17 protein-coding genes are annotated in these 20,556 nt (G+C 55.3%); 7 read left to right on the forward strand and 10 right to left on the reverse strand.

The window, feature by feature from the left end; genetic code table 11:
• Positions 1-40: 40 nt before the first annotated feature.
• A complete protein-coding gene (gene speF, locus RTU33_RS18050; protein ID WP_312629185.1) occupies positions 41-2,239 on the forward strand; it encodes an ornithine decarboxylase SpeF in 2,199 nt (732 codons plus the stop codon).
• Positions 2,236-3,549: a putrescine-ornithine antiporter gene (gene potE, locus RTU33_RS18055; protein WP_312629186.1), complete on the forward strand. Its 1,314-nt coding sequence runs from the start codon at positions 2,236-2,238 to the stop codon at positions 3,547-3,549. The genes speF and potE overlap by 4 nt, the downstream gene beginning before the upstream one ends.
• Positions 3,550-3,686: 137 nt before the next feature.
• On the opposite strand, the gene pgm is transcribed toward potE, so the two are convergent.
• Positions 3,687-5,327, reverse strand: a complete 1,641-nt coding sequence (gene pgm / locus RTU33_RS18060; RefSeq protein ID WP_312629187.1) for a phosphoglucomutase (alpha-D-glucose-1,6-bisphosphate-dependent) — start codon at positions 5,325-5,327, stop codon at positions 3,687-3,689.
• A gap of 24 nt (positions 5,328-5,351) precedes the next feature.
• Positions 5,352-5,906, reverse strand: a complete 555-nt coding sequence (gene seqA, locus RTU33_RS18065) for a replication initiation negative regulator SeqA (protein WP_312629188.1) — start codon at positions 5,904-5,906, stop codon at positions 5,352-5,354.
• Positions 5,907-6,079: 173 nt separating this feature from the next.
• Here seqA and ybfF point away from each other — a divergent pair, with 173 nt between their 5' ends.
• From ybfF to fur, 4 genes are all read left to right on the forward strand, one after another.
• Positions 6,080-6,844, forward strand: coding sequence for an esterase (gene ybfF, locus RTU33_RS18070; protein WP_312629189.1), 765 nt, complete (start codon positions 6,080-6,082; stop codon positions 6,842-6,844).
• A 131-nt stretch (positions 6,845-6,975) separates the two neighbouring features.
• Entirely contained in the window at positions 6,976-7,269 is a 294-nt protein-coding gene (gene ybfE / locus RTU33_RS18075) for a LexA regulated protein (RefSeq protein ID WP_312629190.1), read from the forward strand.
• 149 nt (positions 7,270-7,418) lie between these two features.
• Entirely contained in the window at positions 7,419-7,949 is a 531-nt protein-coding gene (gene fldA, locus RTU33_RS18080; protein ID WP_312629191.1) for a flavodoxin FldA, read from the forward strand.
• Positions 7,950-8,263: 314 nt separating this feature from the next.
• Positions 8,264-8,716: a ferric iron uptake transcriptional regulator gene (gene fur / locus RTU33_RS18085; RefSeq protein ID WP_097164769.1), complete on the forward strand. Its 453-nt coding sequence runs from the start codon at positions 8,264-8,266 to the stop codon at positions 8,714-8,716.
• An 88-nt stretch (positions 8,717-8,804) separates the two neighbouring features.
• On the opposite strand, the gene chiQ is transcribed toward fur, so the two are convergent.
• From chiQ to RTU33_RS18120, 7 genes are all read right to left on the reverse strand, one after another.
• A complete protein-coding gene (gene chiQ, locus RTU33_RS18090; protein ID WP_312629192.1) occupies positions 8,805-9,140 on the reverse strand; it encodes a ChiQ/YbfN family lipoprotein in 336 nt (111 codons plus the stop codon).
• Positions 9,141-9,190: 50 nt separating this feature from the next.
• Positions 9,191-10,603: a chitoporin ChiP gene (gene chiP / locus RTU33_RS18095; protein ID WP_312629193.1), complete on the reverse strand. Its 1,413-nt coding sequence runs from the start codon at positions 10,601-10,603 to the stop codon at positions 9,191-9,193.
• 397 nt (positions 10,604-11,000) lie between these two features.
• Complete coding sequence (glnS, locus tag RTU33_RS18100; protein WP_312629194.1) at positions 11,001-12,665, reverse strand: glutamine--tRNA ligase; 1,665 nt, start codon at positions 12,663-12,665, stop codon at positions 11,001-11,003.
• 162 nt (positions 12,666-12,827) lie between these two features.
• Positions 12,828-14,273, reverse strand: a complete 1,446-nt coding sequence (locus RTU33_RS18105) for an NAD-dependent succinate-semialdehyde dehydrogenase (RefSeq protein WP_312629195.1) — start codon at positions 14,271-14,273, stop codon at positions 12,828-12,830.
• Entirely contained in the window at positions 14,270-15,313 is a 1,044-nt protein-coding gene (locus RTU33_RS18110) for an aldo/keto reductase (RefSeq protein ID WP_312629196.1), read from the reverse strand. The genes RTU33_RS18105 and RTU33_RS18110 overlap by 4 nt, the downstream gene beginning before the upstream one ends.
• A gap of 10 nt (positions 15,314-15,323) precedes the next feature.
• Positions 15,324-15,827 (reverse strand): formaldehyde-activating enzyme, encoded by a 504-nt coding sequence (fae, locus tag RTU33_RS18115; protein WP_312629197.1) that lies wholly within the window; start codon positions 15,825-15,827, stop codon positions 15,324-15,326.
• A 20-nt stretch (positions 15,828-15,847) separates the two neighbouring features.
• Positions 15,848-17,209: an MFS transporter gene (locus RTU33_RS18120; protein WP_312629198.1), complete on the reverse strand. Its 1,362-nt coding sequence runs from the start codon at positions 17,207-17,209 to the stop codon at positions 15,848-15,850.
• Between the two features lie 235 nt (positions 17,210-17,444).
• Between RTU33_RS18120 and RTU33_RS18125 the strand changes: the two genes are divergently transcribed.
• Positions 17,445-18,359 (forward strand): LysR substrate-binding domain-containing protein, encoded by a 915-nt coding sequence (locus tag RTU33_RS18125; protein ID WP_312629200.1) that lies wholly within the window; start codon positions 17,445-17,447, stop codon positions 18,357-18,359.
• Positions 18,360-18,416: 57 nt separating this feature from the next.
• On the opposite strand, the gene nagE is transcribed toward RTU33_RS18125, so the two are convergent.
• The gene (nagE, locus tag RTU33_RS18130) at positions 18,417-20,438 is read right to left on the reverse strand and encodes an N-acetylglucosamine-specific PTS transporter subunit IIBC (protein ID WP_312629201.1); all 2,022 of its coding nucleotides are present in this window, start codon (positions 20,436-20,438) and stop codon (positions 18,417-18,419) included.
• Between the last annotated feature and the right edge of the window lie 118 nt (positions 20,439-20,556).

Below are 20,556 nucleotides of genomic sequence, written 5' to 3' on the forward strand. Positions count from 1 at the left end.
GCTGAGGGCCTGCTATTTCCTGAAATTAAAGAGATGAAAAATGTCTGAATTAAAAATTGCCGTCAGCGCTTCCTGCCCTGATTGTTTCACAACCACACGCGCTATTATTGACACCCACGGAACTAAATTTATTGATGTCGCCGCCGCGGTATTATCCCTTAACGATATTGCAGAGGGAAAACTCGACGATATTGCAGCGACGGGCTATAACCTGCCGGTGTTTATCGCCATTAATAAAGAAGAGATCGTGCCTGCGGAAACGCTGGCCCGCATTCATGGCGTCTTTGAGCACGATGAAGCTCGTAGCGAATTCTACGGCCGCCAGCTGGAAGCCGCAGCAAACAAATACGAAACCCAACTTCGTCCGCCGTTTTTCCGCGCGCTGGTCGACTACGTCAACCAGGGCAACAGCGCATTCGACTGTCCGGGGCATCAGGGCGGAGAATTTTTCCGTCGTCATCCGGCAGGTAACCAGTTTGTAGAGTACTTTGGCGAGACGCTGTTTCGTTCAGACCTCTGCAACGCTGACGTGGCGATGGGCGACCTTCTCATCCACGAGGGCGCGCCGTGCGTGGCGCAGCAGCATGCGGCGAAAGTCTTTAATGCCGATAAAACGTACTTCGTTCTCAACGGGACATCTTCCTCAAACAAAGTGGTGCTTAACGCGCTGCTGACGCCAGGTGATTTGGTGCTGTTTGACCGTAATAATCACAAATCTAACCACCACGGCGCGCTGTTGCAGGCGGGTGCCACGCCGGTGTATCTGGAAACCGCCCGTAATCCCTACGGCTTTATTGGCGGCATCGACGCCCACTGCTTTGAAGAGCGCTATCTGCGGGAGCTGATTAGCGAAGTTGCCCCGCAGCGAGCCCGTGAAGCCCGGCCGTTCCGCCTGGCGGTTATTCAGTTGGGCACCTACGACGGCACCATTTATAACGCCCGCCAGGTGGTCGATAAGATTGGGCATCTGTGCGACTACATTTTGTTTGATTCAGCGTGGGTCGGCTACGAGCAGTTTATTCCAATGATGGCCGACTGCTCGCCGCTTCTGCTGGAGCTGGATGAAAACGATCCGGGGATCATGGTGACTCAGTCCGTGCATAAGCAGCAGGCTGGCTTCTCGCAAACCTCGCAAATCCACAAAAAAGACAGCCACATTAAGGGTCAGTCTCGCTACGTGCCGCATAAAAGGATGAACAACGCCTTTATGATGCACGCCTCCACCAGCCCGTTCTATCCGCTGTTTGCCGCCCTGGACGTTAACGCCAAAATGCATGAAGGCCAGAGCGGGCGCAACATGTGGATGGATTGCGTCACCAACGGCATTGAAGCCCGTAAATTGATTCTTGAAAACTGTCATCATCTTCGCCCGTTTGTTCCGCCGGTCGTTGATGGCAAACCCTGGCACGCTTATCCGACAGAAGAGATTGCTAACAACCTGTATTTCTTCCATTTCGTTCCGGGCGAGCGCTGGCATGCATTTGAAGGCTATGCAGAGAATCAGTATTTCGTCGATCCGTGCAAACTGCTGCTGACCACGCCGGGCATCAACACCGCCAGTGGCGAGTATGAAGATTTCGGCGTTCCGGCGACCGTACTTGCCAACTTCCTGCGTGAAAACGGCGTGATCCCAGAGAAGTGCGATCTCAACTCCATTCTGTTCCTGCTGACGCCTGCCGAAGACATGGCCAAGCTGCAGCAGCTGGTTGCGCTGCTGGTGCGTTTTGAAAAACTGCTCGATGAAGATGCCCCTCTTCAGGAAGTGCTGCCTTCGCTTTACCGGCAGCACGAACAGCGCTACGCCGGGTACAGCCTGCGCCAGCTGTGCCTGGAAATGCATCAGCTTTACGCGCGGCATGACGTGAAGCAGCTGCAAAAAGAGATGTTCCGCAAAGCGCATTTCCCACAGGTTAGTATCGATCCTCAGAGTGCTAACTACGCCTACCTGCGCGGTGAAGTCGAACTGGTCTCTTTGCCGCAGGCGGAGGGCAGAATTGCTGCCGAAGGCGCGCTCCCTTATCCACCGGGTGTGCTGTGCGTGGTACCGGGTGAAATCTGGAGTGGTGCCGTTCTGCGCTATTTCACCGCTCTGGAGGAAGGCATCAATCTGCTGCCCGGCTTCGCACCGGAGCTACAAGGGGTTTACATCGCAGAAGTGGATGGCCGCAAACAGGTATGGTGCAACGTCATTAAAACGCGTAACGCCCACCAGCCGCTGCTGAAAGGGGAAACATTATGAGTAAATCTAACAAGATGGGAGTCGTTCAGCTCACCATCCTGACCATGGTTAACATGATGGGCTCAGGGATAATCATGCTGCCGACCAAGCTCGCCGAGGTTGGCACCATCTCAATCATCTCCTGGCTAGTGACCGCGGTTGGCTCCACGGCGCTGGCATGGGCCTTCGCGAAATGCGGGATGTTCAGCCGTAAATCCGGCGGCATGGGCGGCTATGCGGAGTACGCTTTTGGCAAATCCGGCAACTTTATGGCCAATTACACCTACGGCGTGTCGCTGCTGATTGCCAACGTGGCGATTGCCATTTCCGCCGTGGGCTACGGCACCGAACTGTTCGGCGTCACGCTGAGCCCGTTGCAGATTGGGCTCGCCACTATTGGCGTGCTGTGGCTGTGCACCATTGCCAACTTTGGCGGCGCGCGCATCACCGGCCAAATCAGCAGCGTGACCGTATGGGGTGTGATCATTCCTGTGGTCGGCCTCTGCGTCATTGGCTGGTTCTGGTTCAGCCCGACGCTCTACGTTGAGTCCTGGAACCCGCACCACGTTCCGTTCTTTAGCGCAGTAGGCTCTTCTATTGCAATGACGCTCTGGGCGTTTCTCGGTCTGGAATCTGCCTGTGCCAATACCGACGTGGTAGAAAACCCGGAACGCAACGTACCGATTGCCGTGCTCGGCGGCACGCTCGGAGCAGCGGTGATTTATATCGTTTCCACCAACGTTATCGCCGGGATTGTGCCCAACAGCGATCTGGCAAACTCCACTGCTCCATTCGGGCTGGCATTTGCGCAGATGTTCACCCCGGAAGTGGGCAAAGTCATCATGGGGTTGATGGTGATGTCGTGCTGCGGCTCTCTGCTTGGCTGGCAGTTCACCATCGCGCAGGTGTTCAAATCCTCGGCGGATGAAGGCTACTTCCCGAAAATATTCTCTCGCCTCTCCCGCGCTGAAGCGCCGGTTCAGGGGATGCTGGCGATTGTCGTCATCCAGTCAGGTCTGTCGCTGATGACCATTAGCCCGTCGCTGAATAACCAGTTCAACGTGCTGGTCAATCTGGCGGTGGTGACCAACATCATTCCTTATATTCTGTCGATGGCAGCGCTGGTTATTATTCAGAAAGTGGCAGAGGTCGCGCCGGGTAAAGCGAAAGCAGCGAATGCGGTGGCGTTTCTTGGGGCGATGTACAGCTTCTATGCGCTCTACTCGTCAGGTGAAGAAGCGATGCTGTATGGCGCGATCGTGACCTTCCTGGGCTGGACGCTCTACGGGCTGGTGTCGCCTCGTTTTGAGCTGACCAATAAACACGGCTGAAACATGCCCGGTGGAGCTTGCGCTTACCGGGCCTGCCAATCAGCATGACTCTGCAGGCCGGGCAAACGAACTGCCCCCGGCATAAAAAAATGGCCCGGAAGCGCTAACGCTGGCCGGGCCTGTTTCATTGCTGAACGTCAGGCGTTCTTCAGCACTTCGCTGACAATCTCTACCGCTTCTTTCTCAATCAGCTTACGGTGTTCCGCACCGAGGAAGCTTTCGCAATAGATTTTGTACGCATCTTCCGTACCGGAAGGACGCGCCGCAAACCAGCCGTTTTTGGTCATCACTTTCAGGCCGCCAATGGAGGCACCGTTGCCCGGCGCAGCCGTCAGACGAGCGGTGATCGGGTCACCCGCCAGGGTATCGGCGCTGACCATTTCAGGGGAAAGTTTTGACAGCGCGGCTTTCTGCGCAGAGGTTGCCGATGCCTGTAAACGGTTGTAGCTTGGCGCACCGAAGCGATCAGCGAGTTCGTCGTAATGCTGCTGCGGGTTCTTGCCGGTGACCGCGGTGATTTCCGCCGCCAGCAGGCACATGATGATACCGTCTTTGTCAGTCGACCACGGCGTGCCGTCAAAACGCAGGAACGACGCGCCCGCACTCTCTTCGCCGCCGAAGCCGAAGCTGCCGTCGAACAGACCGTCAACGAACCATTTGAAACCTACCGGCACTTCCACCAGCTTGCGGCCCAGGTCTTCCACCACGCGGTCAATCATCGCAGACGATACCAGCGTTTTGCCGACGGCAACGTCCTTGCCCCACTGTGGACGATGCTGGAACAGGTAGTTGATGGCAACAGCCAGATAGTGGTTTGGATTCATCAGACCCGCGGGGGTCACAATGCCGTGACGGTCATAATCCGGATCGTTGGCGAAGGCCAGATCGAATTTTTCACGCAGCGCCAGCAGGCCCGCCATCGCGCACTCTGAGGAGCAGTCCATGCGGATTGCGCCATCTTTATCGAGGTGCATAAAGCGAAAGGTCTGATCGACGTGATCGTTAACGATGGTCAGATCGAGCTTGTAGAACTCAGCAATACGCTTCCAGTATTCAATCCCGGAACCGCCCAGCGGATCAACGCCCAGCTTCAGGCCGGCTTTCTGAATCGCTTTGATATCGACGATATCCGCCAGCCCTTCAATGAACGGCTGCACCAGATCCTGTTCTTTAATGTGGCCGGACGCATAAGCCGCATCCAGAGAGAGACGCTTCACGCCCTTCAGGCCATCGGCCAGCAGCGCGTTGGCACGGTCTTCCACCACTTTGGTCACGTTGGTATCAGCCGGGCCACCGTTAGGCGGGTTATATTTAATGCCGCCATCTTCCGGCGGGTTGTGCGATGGCGTGATAACGATCCCGTCCGCCTGCGCGCCGCCCTTCTTATTATGAACCAGGATAGCGTTAGAGATGGCAGGGGTTGGCGTGTAGCCGTTATTTTCCTGCACGATCACGTCGACACCGTTAGCCGCCAGCACTTCCAGTACGGAAATGATCGCCGGCTCTGACAGCGCGTGGGTATCCTTACCTACGTAGCACGGTCCGGTGACGCCATTTTTGGCACGCTCTTCCGCAATCGCCTGGGCAATCGCCAGAATATGCGGTTCGTTGAAGCTATGACGACCTGCACTTCCACGGTGGCCGGAGGTACCGAATTTCACCGCGTGTTCTGCGTTACCCACTTCCGGCTTCAGCACGTAGTACTGAGACGTCAGCTGGGCGACATTGATCAAATCACTCTGTTGTGCAGGCTGGCCTGCACGGGGATGAGTTGCCATTGCCTGGTCCTTCTTATGCAAGGGTTAGATAGTGCCGCAAACCTTCTCAATCAGCTCCGCAGGGAACTGCATTGACTGCATGATGTGCTCCACCATGCTGCATTTACGACCGGTATTGGTATTGGTGATCACCCAGTATGGGGTTTCAGGCACTTGCTTAGGCTTGGTCTGGTTGCCGTTTTTCAGCAGCGTCGCTTCATCGGGAGCGAAATAGACGCGCGTGCGCCCGTGCAGCGACTCTGTGGCCTCGGCAAATGCTTTGTTGTCTAAGGAGTAAAGTGTAGTCAGCACCAGCAGGAAGCGGTTGACCGCTTTTTTCTGCTCGGCGTATTCATCAGAAAGGAGCAGTTCACGCACGGCGCGGACGTTGTCCTTAGGAGAAGAGGCTTTTTTCACCGCCGCCGCAACGACCGGCGCAGCGCTCGGGGCCGGGGTCTCTTTGACAACGGGGGCTGCACTCTGGGCTACGGCAGAAATTTTCAGCATGCGCCGTAAAATGTCGGATGCGCTCTCGCCAATGTGCTTAGTGTGGCTGGCAATAAAGCCATAGAGTTCGTCATCAACTTCGATCGTTTTCATCTTAATCCAGTGATATTTCTTTGCTGAATACAAGTCGTTGGGATTATAGGGACAAAACCCAACAGCGGATAGCGTGTCGGCAAAAACTCAGACGACTACTGAGTGTTGCAGCCGGGCGGCAGAATGTTCAACATGATACCCTAACCCGACGTAGCGAAAAAAAGAACTTTGCCATGAAATTAAACAGCCGAGCGCAATCTGCACAAAACCAGCACACTAATTCTCCCATCGTCCTCGTTCACGGCCTTTTTGGCAGCCTGGACAACCTCGGGATCCTCGCCCGCGACCTGGTTACCGACCACGATATTTTGCAAGTCGACATGCGCAACCATGGCTTGTCGGAAAGAAGCCCGGACATGAACTATCCGGCAATGGCTCAGGATTTACTTGATACGCTGGATGCTCACGATATTGAGCAGGCCACGCTGGTTGGGCACTCCATGGGCGGCAAAGCGGTGATGGCGTTTACCGCCCTGGCACCGGAACGCGTGGGAAAACTGGTGGCTATCGACATTGCGCCAGTGGATTATCAGGTGCGTCGTCACGATGAAATTTTTGCCGCGATTAACGCGGTGACGGAAGCGGGCGTTTCCACACGACAGCAGGCCGCCGAAGTAATGCGGCAGCATATAAAGGAAGAAGGCGTGGTTCAGTTCCTGTTGAAGTCCTTCGTCGATGGCGCATGGCGCTTTAACGTGCCGGTTTTGTGGGATCAGTATCCGCATATTGTCGGCTGGGAGACGATTCCGGCCTGGGACCACCCTGCCCTGTTTATTGCAGGCGGAAATTCTCCGTACGTCACCACCGAGTATCGCGACACGCTGCTGGCACAATTCCCGCAGGCTCGTGCACACGTGATTGCCGGTGCCGGACACTGGGTTCACGCTGAAAAACCGGACGCGGTACTGCGCGCTGTTCGCCGCTATCTGGCGGAATGATTAAAATCCGAGCAAGCAAGCGCCATTGTGGCTCCCGGCGTTGGCGTGGGGGGTTCGCTGATGTATGATTGCGCGCTATCTGCGCCGGGCCTGTCGTCCGGCGGCTTGTTTCCCCGAAGTCACTCTGAATCATGGCAAAAGAACAAACGGACCGAACGACATTAGATTTGTTCGCAAACGAGCGTCGCCCGGGAAGGCCGAAAACCAATCCGCTCTCGCGCGACGAACAGTTACGCATTAATAAGCGTAATCAGCTGAAGCGCGACAAAAGCAATGGTCTCAAGCGCGTTGAGCTAAAGCTCAATCACGAAGCGGTCGATGCGCTCAACGAGCTGGCTGAAGCCAGAAACATGAGCCGCAGCGAGCTGATTGAAGAAATACTGATGCATCAGTTGGCTGCGTTGCGAAGCCAGAAACTCGTCTGAAAATCCGACAAAAAATCACTTTCATGTAGCAGAGAGTGCAGTCCGGCGCAATTGCGGTTCCCGCGCCCTTCTCCTCCTGCTATCATTGCCTTTATCTGTGGGCAACATTCCACCATCATTTCATTACGTTTCAAGAGGTTATTTTACTCATGGCAATTACAGGCATTTTCTTCGGCAGCGACACCGGCAATACCGAAAATATCGCGAAGATGATTCAGAAGCAGCTTGGTAAAGATGTAGCTGAAGTGCATGACATTGCCAAAAGCAGCAAAGAAGATCTTGAAGGCTTCGATATTCTGCTGCTGGGTATCCCGACCTGGTACTACGGTGAAGCACAGTGTGACTGGGACGACTTCTTCCCGACGCTGGAAGAGGTAGACTTCAACGGCAAACTGGTGGCCCTGTTCGGCTGCGGCGACCAGGAAGATTACGCAGAATACTTCTGTGATGCGCTCGGCACCATCCGCGACATCATCGAACCACGCGGCGCAACCATCGTCGGCCACTGGCCAACGGCGGGTTATCATTTCGAAGCGTCTAAAGGCCTGGCCGATGACGATCACTTTGTGGGCCTGGCCATCGACGAAGACCGTCAGCCGGAGCTGACCGCTGAGCGCGTTGAAAAGTGGGTTAAGCAGATTTCTGAAGAGCTGCACCTCGAAGAGATCAAAAACGCCTGATAAACGTACGGCGCAGCGCTCAGGTTGCGCCGTATTAGCGATAAGTTCCGTAAAATTAATAGATAAAAGCAATCAAATTAATCGCTACAAATTTTTAACTTTTGAGCACATGTCTGTACAATGTCAGCTGTTTTAACGAGGTCGGATGTTTCGCTTTGCAGATGATGCCTCGTTTCTGAAAAGCATACTTTGCTCAGGGTTTGCAGTTTTCATTTAGACTTCGCAGTTCTATAATGAGACGCATTATCCTGAATTCATTCTTAGTAATACTTCCAATAAGGAAGTGTATCGCCTAGCAACAGGACTGATTCCGCATGACTGACAACAATATCGCATTAAAGAAGGCAGGCCTGAAAGTCACGCTTCCGCGTCTTAAAATTCTGGAAGTGCTTCAGGAGCCGGACAATCACCATGTCAGTGCGGAAGACCTCTATAAGCGCCTGATCGATATGGGCGAGGAAATTGGTCTGGCAACGGTTTATCGCGTTCTGAACCAGTTCGACGATGCCGGAATTGTCACCCGCCACAACTTCGAAGGCGGTAAATCTGTTTTCGAACTGACTCAGCAGCATCACCACGATCACCTGATCTGCCTCGACTGCGGCAAGGTTATCGAATTCAGTGATGACTCGATTGAAGCACGCCAGCGCGAAATCGCCACCCGACACGGCATTCGTCTGACTAACCACAGCCTTTATCTTTACGGCCACTGCGCTGAAGGCGACTGCCGCGAAGATGAACACGCCCACGACGCCGCCGATAAATAATCGACGCTCGTGCAAAAGCAAAAGCCAACCTGACGGTTGGCTTTTTTTATGGGCATATTTTGGGGCAAAAACAGAGTTGAAATAAGGCTTACGGCGCGGGGGTATTGTTGCTGCGAATTTCCTGCCAGATTTTATCGCAGCGCGCCTTCACTGCCTGATCGTTACCCGTACGGGTCGCCTGGATACACTGCTGATAATCCAGCGTGCGCACCGTTTCCTGTTCGGCAAACTGCTTGTGCTCCTTCTCCTGCTTCAGCACATCCAGCACGCTTTGGCAGGCTTCAATCTTATCCGGATTGCCTTCCGCGGTATTAATACAGGCGCTGTAGGCGGCTTTCAGCTTGCTGTCTTCTTTCGGTGCCTGCGGCTGTGCACAAGCCACCAGCCCGGACGCCATAATCGCGACGAGAATCAATTTTTTCATGATACGACCTCATGGTTACGCGGCAGGCATCGTGCCCGCCGCGTCGCTTATCAGAAGATGGTGAACGGAGCGATAACGATGAATTTCACGTCGCGCTCATCCTGGAACATGTTGCCGTAGCCACCGCCCCAGCTTGGGATATCTGAATGGTTGTCGTACTGAGTGAAGTGCAGCTTGAACAGCGTGCCTTTGGCGCGCCCTTCCTGGACGGTGTACATCGCATCGAGACTGTAGGAAGACTCTTTGATTTTGTTTGAGGCAATGCTCTCTTTCTGTCCTGCGCTGTTGATCATCCAGTCCGCCGGTTTAGCATCCCACGCGTAAACGTAGGAAGCGCCCACCGCCCAGCCTGGCAGGTTCCAGTTTTTCAGGTCATACATTCCGCCGAAGAACACGGCTTTTTCGCCGTTGGCGTTGAAGTCGGAACGGTTATCCCACCAGATATCCAGACGACCGTTGGAGGAAGCATAAGTTGGCGTCATACGCTGCAGGAAGAAGCCCTGCTGGCCTTCTGCCTTAACCCATGTCCCTTCGAGGCGCAGGTCAACTACGTCAGCCACTTTGTAGCCGAAGGTCAGAGCCTGTAACCATGCGGTACCGTCGTAAATATCGTTGACGGTGTTTTTATCTACGGTGTCACGTGCACCATAGAACTGGTAGCTGGTAGAAAGTGGCGTACCGGCCACGTCGAATTTGTAGCTGGCTTTGGCGAAGTACTGATCCATAAAGCCCTGCGCCTGACCAAATGCGGCTTCCAGAACGAGGTCATTTTTAAAGTCGTACTTCGCACCGATGGAGTGGAGATAATCGACTTTGGTTTTCCTGTCATTCTGGTAGAACTTGTCGGTTTCAAGGTGCCATGGTGCCTTGTACTCGTTGGTCCACATGTACGAGAAGCTCAGCGCGCCCGCATCACCGTAGTCAAAGTTCGCCCCGGCTTCAGCACCCTGATAGGTGCCAGGCATAAAGCTCCAGTGCGGCGCTAACAGCGTCTGGCCGGTTGGCTGAATGTAACCCGCACGAGCCCAGGCAGGCCCAAGCTTAAATTTCGCAGCGGCTTTATAAAGGCTAATCCCGCTCTTATCACCGGAGTAGTCTTCGTCGTAGCCCTTATTGATAGAGGAAAACGCGATTTCGTTCGGGTGGCCGCTTTCGGCAGATTCGGCCATTTCGATTGCGGTAAAGGCGGCGATATCAAGCCCGATGAAATCAGCGGCGAAGCCAGACTGGAAGTCGAGGTTGGCGTTCCAGGTCGAGTGAGAAAGGTTGGTTTTGTACTTGTCACCGTCAGTGACGTCTTTACGGTCACGCTCACGCTGCCAGTAATAGATGCCGCCGGTTAACGTTGAATCGTCTACGAATCCTGCTGCACTGGCCTGCGGAGATGCAACCCAGCCCGACATTGCGGTGACGGCGGCAATAGCCAGCGCCAGCGTACTACGTTTGCCACTGAACGTACGCATGTGTATATCCTCTTTGACTTTAAAAACGCCGTCGCAAAAGGCGAAAGCGATAAAATAAGCACTGCAAAAAAGTAGCGAGGCAGAAAGGGCCTGACGCTATGTCAGTAGACTATTTTTCGCGACGCGAATTATCAATCCTTTTTCCGCACGAATGCGCAAGAGTATGACAGTGCGCACATATTTGATTGCGTTTTGTTACAAAGTACAAGTGCGAGACAAAATGGCAGGAACCGCTAATAGCAGGGGTTTGTCAGCAGCCCAGTAAATGGGGCAGGCGGCAATATGTAACAGAGCCGATAAGTGTTTCAGTAGCAGAAATGAGATTATTTCGCATCGCGAAAATGGCATAAAAAAAGCGCCGCACGAAGCGACGCTTTCAGGACTTAAAGCAGCAAGCTTACTCGCCCGCTTTCGCCCAGGTATCGCGCAGGCCAACGGTGCGGTTGAAGACCAGCTTATCAGCGGTGCTGTAACGGCTGTCGAGGCAGAAGTAACCTTCGCGTTCGAACTGATGCGCAACGCCCGCCTTAGCGGCTTTCAGGGAAGGTTCAGCGTAACCCTGTTTGATCACCAGAGAGTCCTGGTTGATGACGGACAGGAAGTCCTCCGCGGCACCCGGGTTTGGCACGCTGAACAGACGATCGTAAAGACGAATTTCAACCGGCAGCGCATGCTGTGCGCTCACCCAGTGAATAACGCCTTTCACTTTACGGCCATCGGCCGGATCTTTGCTCAGGGTGTCGGCATCGTAAGTGCAGAAAATAGTGGTGATATTGCCTTCTGCATCTTTCTCAACGCGTTCCGCTTTCACCACGTAGGCATTGCGCAGACGCACTTCTTTACCCATCACCAGACGCTTGTACTGCTTGTTCGCTTCTTCGCGGAAGTCAGCGCGATCGATCCAGATTTCACGGCTGAACGGCACTTCACGGCTGCCCATTTCCGGTTTGCTCGGATGGTTCGGCATGGTGACGATTTCGCCTTCGCCCTGGTAGTTTTCGATAACCAGCTTAACCGGATCGATAACGGCCATCGCGCGCGGTGCGTTCTCGTTCAGATCTTCACGAATGCAGGATTCCAGCGACGCGATTTCGATGGTGTTATCCTGCTTGGTGACGCCGATACGCTTACAGAATTCACGGATGGACGCTGCGGTGTAGCCACGACGACGCAGGCCTGAAATAGTTGGCATACGCGGGTCATCCCAGCCTTCCACATGCTTGTCGGTGACCAGCTGGTTCAGCTTACGCTTGGACATCACGGTGTATTCCAGATTCAGACGAGAGAACTCGTACTGACGCGGATGAACCGGAATGGAGATGTTATCCAGTACCCAGTCGTACAGGCGACGGTTGTCCTGGAACTCAAGCGTACACAGGGAGTGAGTAATCCCTTCCAGCGCATCGCTGATGCAGTGGGTGAAGTCGTACATCGGGTAGATGCACCACTTACTACCGGTCTGGTGGTGATCGGCGAATTTGATGCGGTACAGCACCGGATCGCGCATTACGACGAAGGATGACGCCATATCAATTTTGGCGCGCAGGCACGCTTTACCTTCTTCGAAACCGCCGGCTCGCATTTTTTCAAACAGCGCCAGGTTCTCTTCCACGCTGCGATCGCGGTACGGGCTGTTTTTGCCCGGCGCGGTCAGCGTACCGCGGTATTCGCGGATTTCTTCTGCAGAGAGTTCATCGACGTACGCCAGACCTTTATTAATAAGCTCAACGGCGTACTGATGCAGGGTATCGAAATAGTCCGAGGAGTAGCGGATATCGCCAGACCAGTGGAAACCTAACCACTCGACGTCATTTTTGATCGATTCAACGTATTCGATGTCTTCCTTCACCGGGTTGGTGTCATCGAAACGCAGGTTGCACTGACCCTGATAGTCCTGGGCGATGCCGAAGTTCAGGCAGATCGATTTAGCGTGACCGATATGCAGATACCCGTTCGGCTCTGGCGGAAAACGGGTGTGAACGGTCGTGTGCTTACCACTGGCCAGATCCTCATCAATAATCTGGCGAATAAAGTTAGTCGGGCGGGCTTCAGCCTCACTCATCGCGGGTTCCTCAAGGCGTAAACAACATATAACGGCATATGATCTTATAAGCCGGGAGGTGTGACAACTGTTTGTTGCAGAAAACTGGCGATAAATGCCGAAGCAGACGTTAAAGCGAGGATTTCCCGATTCAGGGCAACGGCCTGAACCGGGAAAGTCAGGTCAGCCAAGCTGCCCGAGATTCATGTATTTCGTTTCCAGGTACTCTTCGAGGCCAACGTCTGCCCCTTCGCGCCCAAGCCCGGACTCCTTCACGCCACCAAACGGCGCGACTTCCGTGGAAATGATCCCTTCGTTAACGCCGACCATGCCGCTTTCCAGCGCGCGAGTCACGCGAAAGGCTCTGGCTAAATCACGCGTATAAAGATAAGAAGCCAGCCCAAACGGCGTGGCGTTCGCGCGCTCAATGGCTTCTTCTTCGGAGCTAAAACGGAAGCAGGCGGCTACCGGACCAAAGGTTTCTTCATGGGCAATGCGCATCTCTTCGGTGACGCTCGCCAGGACCGTCGGCTGATAAAAGCTTTTCCCCAGCGCATGGCGCTCGCCGCCACACATTAGCTTTGCCCCACGGCTCAGCGCATCACGAACATGGATATCCACTTTTTCTACAGCCTGTTGGTGAATCAACGGTCCCTGCTGCGCGCCTTCACTCATGCCTGGCGCAACGCACAGCGCGGCTGCGGCTTCCGTCAGCCGGGAGACAAACTGGTCGTATACGCCATTCTGAATGTAGAAACGGTTAACGCAGACGCAGGTTTGCCCGCTGTTGCGGAATTTCGCCGCCATCGCGCCGTTGACCGCGGCCTCTATATCCGCATCATCAAACACGATAAACGGCGCGTTTCCACCCAGCTCCAGCGACAGCTTTTTCACGTTGTCCGCGGCCTGACGCATCAGTAACTTCCCGGTGGCGGTGGAACCGGTGAAGGAGATTTTGCGCACCGTCGGGCTCGCCATCAGCGTTTCGCCAATCGCACGCGTGTCGCCCGTAACGGCATTCAGTACGCCGGCAGGCACGCCCGCCTGCTCCGCCAGCACCAGCAATGCAAATGCGGAGAGCGGCGTTTCGTTCGCCGGTTTAATCACGGCAGTACAGCCCGCCGCCAGCGCAGGGCCGAGCTTACGCGTCAGCATCGCCAGCGGGAAATTCCACGGCGTGATGGCAGCAACCACGCCCACTGGTTCTTTAAACGTAATGATCCGGTTACCATTTTTACTTTCAGGAATGGTTTTGCCGTAGGCACGTTTGCCCTCTTCGGCAAACCACTCGATAAAGCTCGCGGCGTACATGACTTCACCCATCGCCTCGGCCAGCACTTTCCCCTGCTCTGCCACCACCAGCTCCGCCAGCGCCTGCTGGTTTTCCACGATCAGCTGATACCAGCGTTGCAGAATTTTGGACCTTGCTCCTGCCGTCTGGCCTTTCCAGGCAGGCAACGCGCGGGATGCTGAGGCAATCGCCTCGAGCGTTTCGTTTTTTCCTGCCATCGCCACCTGGGCGACGGTTTCCTCCGTTGCCGGGTTAATGACCGGATAGCTTTCGACTGCATTGCGCCATTCACCTTCGCAATACCAGCCCGTGCGGATTAACGGCTCAAAACGGCTCATGCGATTTTCCTTGCGTTGAGTTCATCGATAAAAATGCCCTGCGCCGGACGCGGCTCCCGTGCAATACGCTTGCCTGCGGTGTAGTCGTTGATCACATCGCACGGCGTGTAATTGCGTTCCAGCTCGTAGAGCTCATCGGCGCTAAGTTCGGTTTCCAGCGCCGCCACCGCGGTATCAATCTGAGCGACTGAATCTGCCCCTACCAGCATGCAGTCCACGCCCGGATGGTGCAGCACCCACGACTGCGCCACTTGCGCTGGCGTTACGCCACGCAGCGCGGCAACCCGGCTGACGGAGTGAGCCACATCCAGCGATGCACCATCGGCATACATTTCCTGAGTGAAGAAGTCCGTTTTATTGCGCACAGAGTTGAAATCACAGCTCAGCAGGCCACGGGCCAGCGGGCTGAAGACCGACACGCCAAGCCCCTGATCGCGGCAGAAGGGGATCATTTCCCGCTCTTCTTCGCGGTAGGCGCAGTTCAGCTGGAGCTGCATATTGATCGGCTTAACGAAGCCGTTACGCTCGCAGCACCAGAGAATTTTCGCCAGTTGCCAGGTGTACATGGTCGATACGCCGACGTATCGAGCTTTACCGGAGCGAACTATCGCATCCATCGCCGCCCAGGTTTCTTCCACCGGCGTGTTCACGTCGAAATAATGCAGCATGTAGATATCGACATAATCGGTGCCCAGACGACGCAGGCTGGCGTCGATGCTGTCCATGATGTGCTTGCGCGAGTGGCCCTGATTGTTGAGACCACCGCCAATCGGATAACCCACTTTGGTGGTCAGCACCAGTTCATCGCGGTTAGCGATGCGTGAAACCACCCGACCGACGACCTCTTCACCCGCACCGCTGGAGTAAAAATCAGCCAGATCGATAAAGTTGATGCCCTGTTCCAGCGCGTGGCGAATGAGCGGTTCGCTCTGCGCTTCGTCAAAAATCCATGGCTTCCACTGCTTGCTGCCCATATTCATGGTGCCCAGGCACAGACGGGAAACCTTCAGGCCGCTTTGTCCCAGATGAATGTATTGCATCGCGTTGTCCTCAGACCTTTGGCGTATAGAACGGGTTAGACGGTTGGCTTACAGTGTCGGCAATTTCGCTACGCTGCGGTAAGCCTTTCATCGCCGCACGAATGGCGTTGCGGCAGGCGTTGTAGTTGTTGCGATAAACCTCATCCAGATCGTTGCAGCCCGGGTTGACCCAGTTGGCGGTAACCACGCACCACTCGTTTTCTGCTTCCGCAGGCAGCACGCCTTCCAGCAAGGCTTCCGTAACGGCTTTCGCAATCGCCGCCTGAGAAGCACCCCAGGTGGCATTGGCGTGCATCTCGCCGTTGATTTCCGCTTTGTTGACATACAGCGTCATCGGCTTCGCCGGGATATTGGGCTTAATCACCACCATAAACGGGCAGTGACCCTGGCTTGGCGAGGCCAGACTCGAAGAGAAGGCCTGCCCAACCACGCCGCTGCGTGGCCCAATCATGATGTTGATGTGCGAGGCGTTAACGCCGTTCCCCTCAAAGCCTTCACCGATATACATTTCCACGTTGTACTCCTCAGATGATGTTATTCCGCCGGCACCGCGGCGCGAGTGTCAGTTCGTTGTTGCGGGTCATGGGCGGCGTCAACCAGGGTCAGGTCTTTGGTTTCCGGTGCCCATGCAAGAGAAACGATGGCGCCAATCACCAGAATCAGCGCGAGGATGCCGGTGGTGACGGGCATACCAAAATGAACGATAGAGAGCGGTAACATGGCGGTGCCGATGGCGGAGCCCAGACGACTCATTGAAGTGGCAAATCCGACGCCCATGGAACGCACTTCGGTCGGGAAGCTTTCCGCCGGGAAGACGCCCACCAGATTGCTGACGGCAGACATCATCAGCGTGAAGGCAGCGAACAACGCAATCAGTCCGAAGTGGAAACTCCCCGGCAGCAGGCTCATCAGCGCCAGGCACGCGGCCAGGAACACAAATGCGCCAATCAGGAACCCGCGACGGGAGCAGACGACCGTCAGTACGATCCCGAGCAGCGCGCCGACGATCAGCAGGCCGTTCAGCAGCAAATCAGTACCAAAGTTTTGATCGAGCCCCATCGCCTTCAGAATCGACGGCAGGAAGGTGTAGATCGCGAAATAGGGAATGACCAGGCAAACGAAGAACAGGCTGTTAAAGGCGGTACGGCGGCGATACTTCGGCCCGAACAGCGACAGGAACCGCTGCCGCGAGACGACCGGCGCTTCATCCACCAGCAGAACGTGCGGGCCAAAATAGCGGTGCACGATGTCCATCGCCTGCTGGCGTCGGCCTTTACCCATCAGCCAGCGAGGAGATTCCGGCGTACCAATGCGCAGCAGCAGAATAATGAACGCCGGAACCGCCGATGACGACAGCAACCAGCGCCAGGCTTCCGGTCCCAGTGCCGTCATAAAGTGCCCGGCAAAGCTTGCGGCAACGTAGCCCACCGTCCAGATAACGCTGAATGACCCCAACAGCACGCCACGATGTTTACGTGGAGAAAACTCTGCCAGCATGGTGTGTCCGACAGAGAAATCGCCTCCAAGCCCAATGCCGACCATGACCCGCAGCCAGAAAAGCTGCTCCGGCGTGGTGGCAAAGAACTGCGCCGCCGAGGCCAGCGTAATGACCACGAAGCTGAAGCAGAAGATTTTCTGACGGCCGGTATAGTCGGAGATCCAGCCGAGGATCAGGCTACCGAGAAACAGACCCAGCAACGCCGAGCTGCCGAGCATCCCCTCCTGAAAAGGCGTGAGCGCCATTTCAGGGCGGATTTGGGAAAGGGCAAAACCAATGACCCCAAGAACATAACCGTCGGTGAAATGCGCGCCAAAGGTGAGGCCCGCGATTTTAAGATGGAACCGGTTTAACGGGACATCATCCATCCGCACAGCTTGTTGTGTCAGTTGTTGCATTGACTCGTCCTCCATCAGGAGCTGAGTTTGTAGGGTTGTCGTAATTTTTATGTTTCATTTCGGTTAACAACATGACAACAAACCGTCTGCCTGGCGAGCGCGTTCTGTGCATACCCCTATGAGTAAAATGCATGTGATCGCCCTCTTCTTTCTGCGAAATAGTCATACCCGCACATCGTTTTTGCCTGCTATCTGGTAACAATCAATTAACACAACAGTAAAAGGCGATCTCCCGGTGAGAAAACTGCCCTCGTTAAGCACCCTGCGCGTATTTGAGGAGACCTGTCGCACGCTGAGCCTCAGCAAAGCGGCTCAGGCATTGTGTATCACCCAAAGCGCCGCCAGCCGCCAGATAAAGCAGCTGGAGGAGTTTTTAGGCAAGCTGCTGTTTATTCGCGCCCACAGCGGCCTTGAACTGACGCAGGATGCCGCCCTGCTGTTGCCCGTCGTGCGTCAGTCGTTGGACATGCTGGAAGGTGGCATCAGCCAGGTACAGCTGCGTAACCCGCTACAGCATTTGCGACTGCAGGTGGCCCCCACCTTTGCCACGCGCTGGCTTGCGCCGCGCCTGGTCGCACTGCGGAAAAAGAACAACCAGCTGCAAATCGCGCTGGTGAGCGAAATGCGGCAGAAATATTGTGATTTCGACTGCGCGGTGCGCTTCGGCACGCCATGGCAGGCCCAGCAGCAGGGTGAGTGGCTGTGTCATGAACGGCTGGTGCTGGTGGCCAGCCCGCTGCTGATGGTGGGGCAGACTTTTCCCTCGCTGGAGAGCCATCCGCAGCTGCATATCCTCAACGGCGACGCACGGCTGGATAACTGGGCGCGCTGGCTTGAAGCAGATGGACAACAGCAATGCACGATGACGGGCGGACTGGAATTCAGTACTGAAGATCAGGTGATCAACGCCTGCGTCACCGGAGCGGGTTTTGCCATACTCGACAAGATGATGATCCGCAATGAGCTGAATACCGGGCTACTGACGCTGGTATCAACAACGGAGTTACAGAGTCAGAACGGCTACTGGCTGGAAACAGCGCCGGGGAAAGAAAATCTGCCGCGCGTCGCTTATTTCCGCGACTGGCTGAAGGCTGAAGTGAACGCTTTCTGGAATCTGCCTGCTTTTCCTGATTGTGCGAAAGCGGGATAAAAAAGCGGCGGAGGAGCTCCCCCGCCGCTAAGGCATAGAACATTTACTCAGGAACGATTATTTGCCTTTAATCTCATACAGCGGCGTGACGCCTGCAACGACCTGACCCTGCGCCTTGATTACCAGGCCGCTGAAGTCGTCGATATTGCTGCACACCACTGGACTGATCATGGAGCGTGCGTTGGCGTTCAGGAAGTCCAGATCCATTTCCAGAACCGGCTGACCGGCTACCACTTCCGCACCCTCTTCCACCAGGCGAGTAAAGCCCTGGCCGTTCAGCGCAACGGTATCAATGCCCATGTGGACAACGATTTCCGCGCCTTTTTCGGTTTCGAGGCAGAACGCATGGTTGGTGTTGAAGATCTTAACGATGGTGCCTGCTGCCGGAGAAACGACGGTTTTCTCCGTTGGTTTCACCGCTACGCCGTCGCCGACGGCTTTGCTGGCGAACGCTTCATCAGGAACCTGCTCCAGAGCAACAACATCACCGGTAACCGGGGAAACCAGCGCTGCAATAGTCGCTGCTGCGTTTGGTACAGCCTGCGGTTTTGCCGCTGCTGGTGCCGTCGCACCAGGAGTTGCTTCTGCTGCGGCAACGTGGCCGGTGGTTTTCATCGCGTTAGCAATTTTTTCTGCCACGAAGCCCACGATAATCTGCACGCTGGTTTTGTTCAGACGAATCACACCGGACGCACCGAGGCGTTTGGCCAGCGCTTCGTTAACCAGAGAAGAATCCTTCACGTTCAGACGCAGACGGGTGATGCACGCGTCGATACCGGTCAGGTTATCAGAACCACCTACGGCAGCAATGTACTGACGAGCCAGCGCGGATGCATCCTGCTCTTTGCCGGTGCTCACATTCACGTCCTGACCATCTTCTTCGCTACCGGCAACCGCCAGTTCACGACCTGGCGTCATCAGGTTGAATTTGGTGATGGTGAAGCGGAACACCACGTAGTAGATAACGAAGAACACCAGGCCCTGAGGGATCAGCATCCACCAGTGCGTCGCCAGCGGGTTACGCGAGGAGAGCACCATATCCACCAGACCGGCACTGAAGCCGAAACCAGCAATCCACTGCATGCTCGCCGCGATAAACACGGAAATACCCGTCAGCACAGCGTGGATGAAGTACAGCACTGGTGCCACGAACATGAAGGAGAACTCCAGAGGCTCGGTGATACCGGTGAAGAATGCCGCGAAGGCACCCGCCATCATGATACCCAGCACTTTGGCTTTGTTTTCCGGACGTGCGCACTGGTAAATCGCCAGCGCAGCACCTGGAAGGCCGAACATCATGATTGGGAAGAAGCCTGCCTGATAGCGACCGGTGATACCGACAACCGCTTTACCGGCTTCGATAGACTGCGCACCGCCCAGGAAGTTAGGGATGTCGTTAATACCGGCAACGTCGAACCAGAATACGGAGTTCAGCGCGTGGTGCAGACCAACAGGGATCAGCAGACGGTTGAAGAACGCATAGATACCGGCGCCCGCAGAGCCCAGTTTCTGAATGTGCTCACCGAAGCTCACCAGGCCACCGAAGATAACCGGCCAGATGTACATCAGCAGGAACGCAACGGCGATCATCAGGAAGGAGGTCAGGATAGGTACCAGACGGCGGCCGCTGAAGAACGACAGCGCTTTCGGCAGCTCAACACCGCTAAAGCGGTTGTACAGCTCAGCAGAAATAATACCGACAAGGATACCCACGAACTGGTTTTCGATCTTACCGAAAGCCGCCGGGACCTGCTCCAGAGGAATCTTCTGGATCATCGACACCGCTGCCGGAGAGCACAGGGTGGTTAAAACGAGGAAACCAACAAAGCCGGTCAGCGCAGCTGCACCGTCTTTATCTTTGGACATACCGTAAGCCACACCGATCGCAAACAACACGGACATATGATCGATGATGGCCGAGCCAGATTTGATAAACAGCGCCGCTAAGGCGTTATCGCCGCCCCAACTTACCGGGTCAATCCAGTAGCCGACACCCATCAGGATGGCTGCGGCAGGCAGCGTGGCCACTGGCACCATCAGTGCGCGGCCCACTTTTTGTAAATAACCTAGAACACTCACTTTTCTTCCCCCTATGAGACCCCGATCCGACTTCGTTAAAGCCGTATTTTTATAGTGTGACTATCTTAAAAGCACAGCGACATACCACTTGCTTTGAGAGTGTGTGGAAAATTAATTC

It is taken from the genome of Scandinavium sp. (assembly GCF_032012665.1).
Taxonomy (GTDB): Bacteria; Pseudomonadota; Gammaproteobacteria; order Enterobacterales; family Enterobacteriaceae; genus Scandinavium.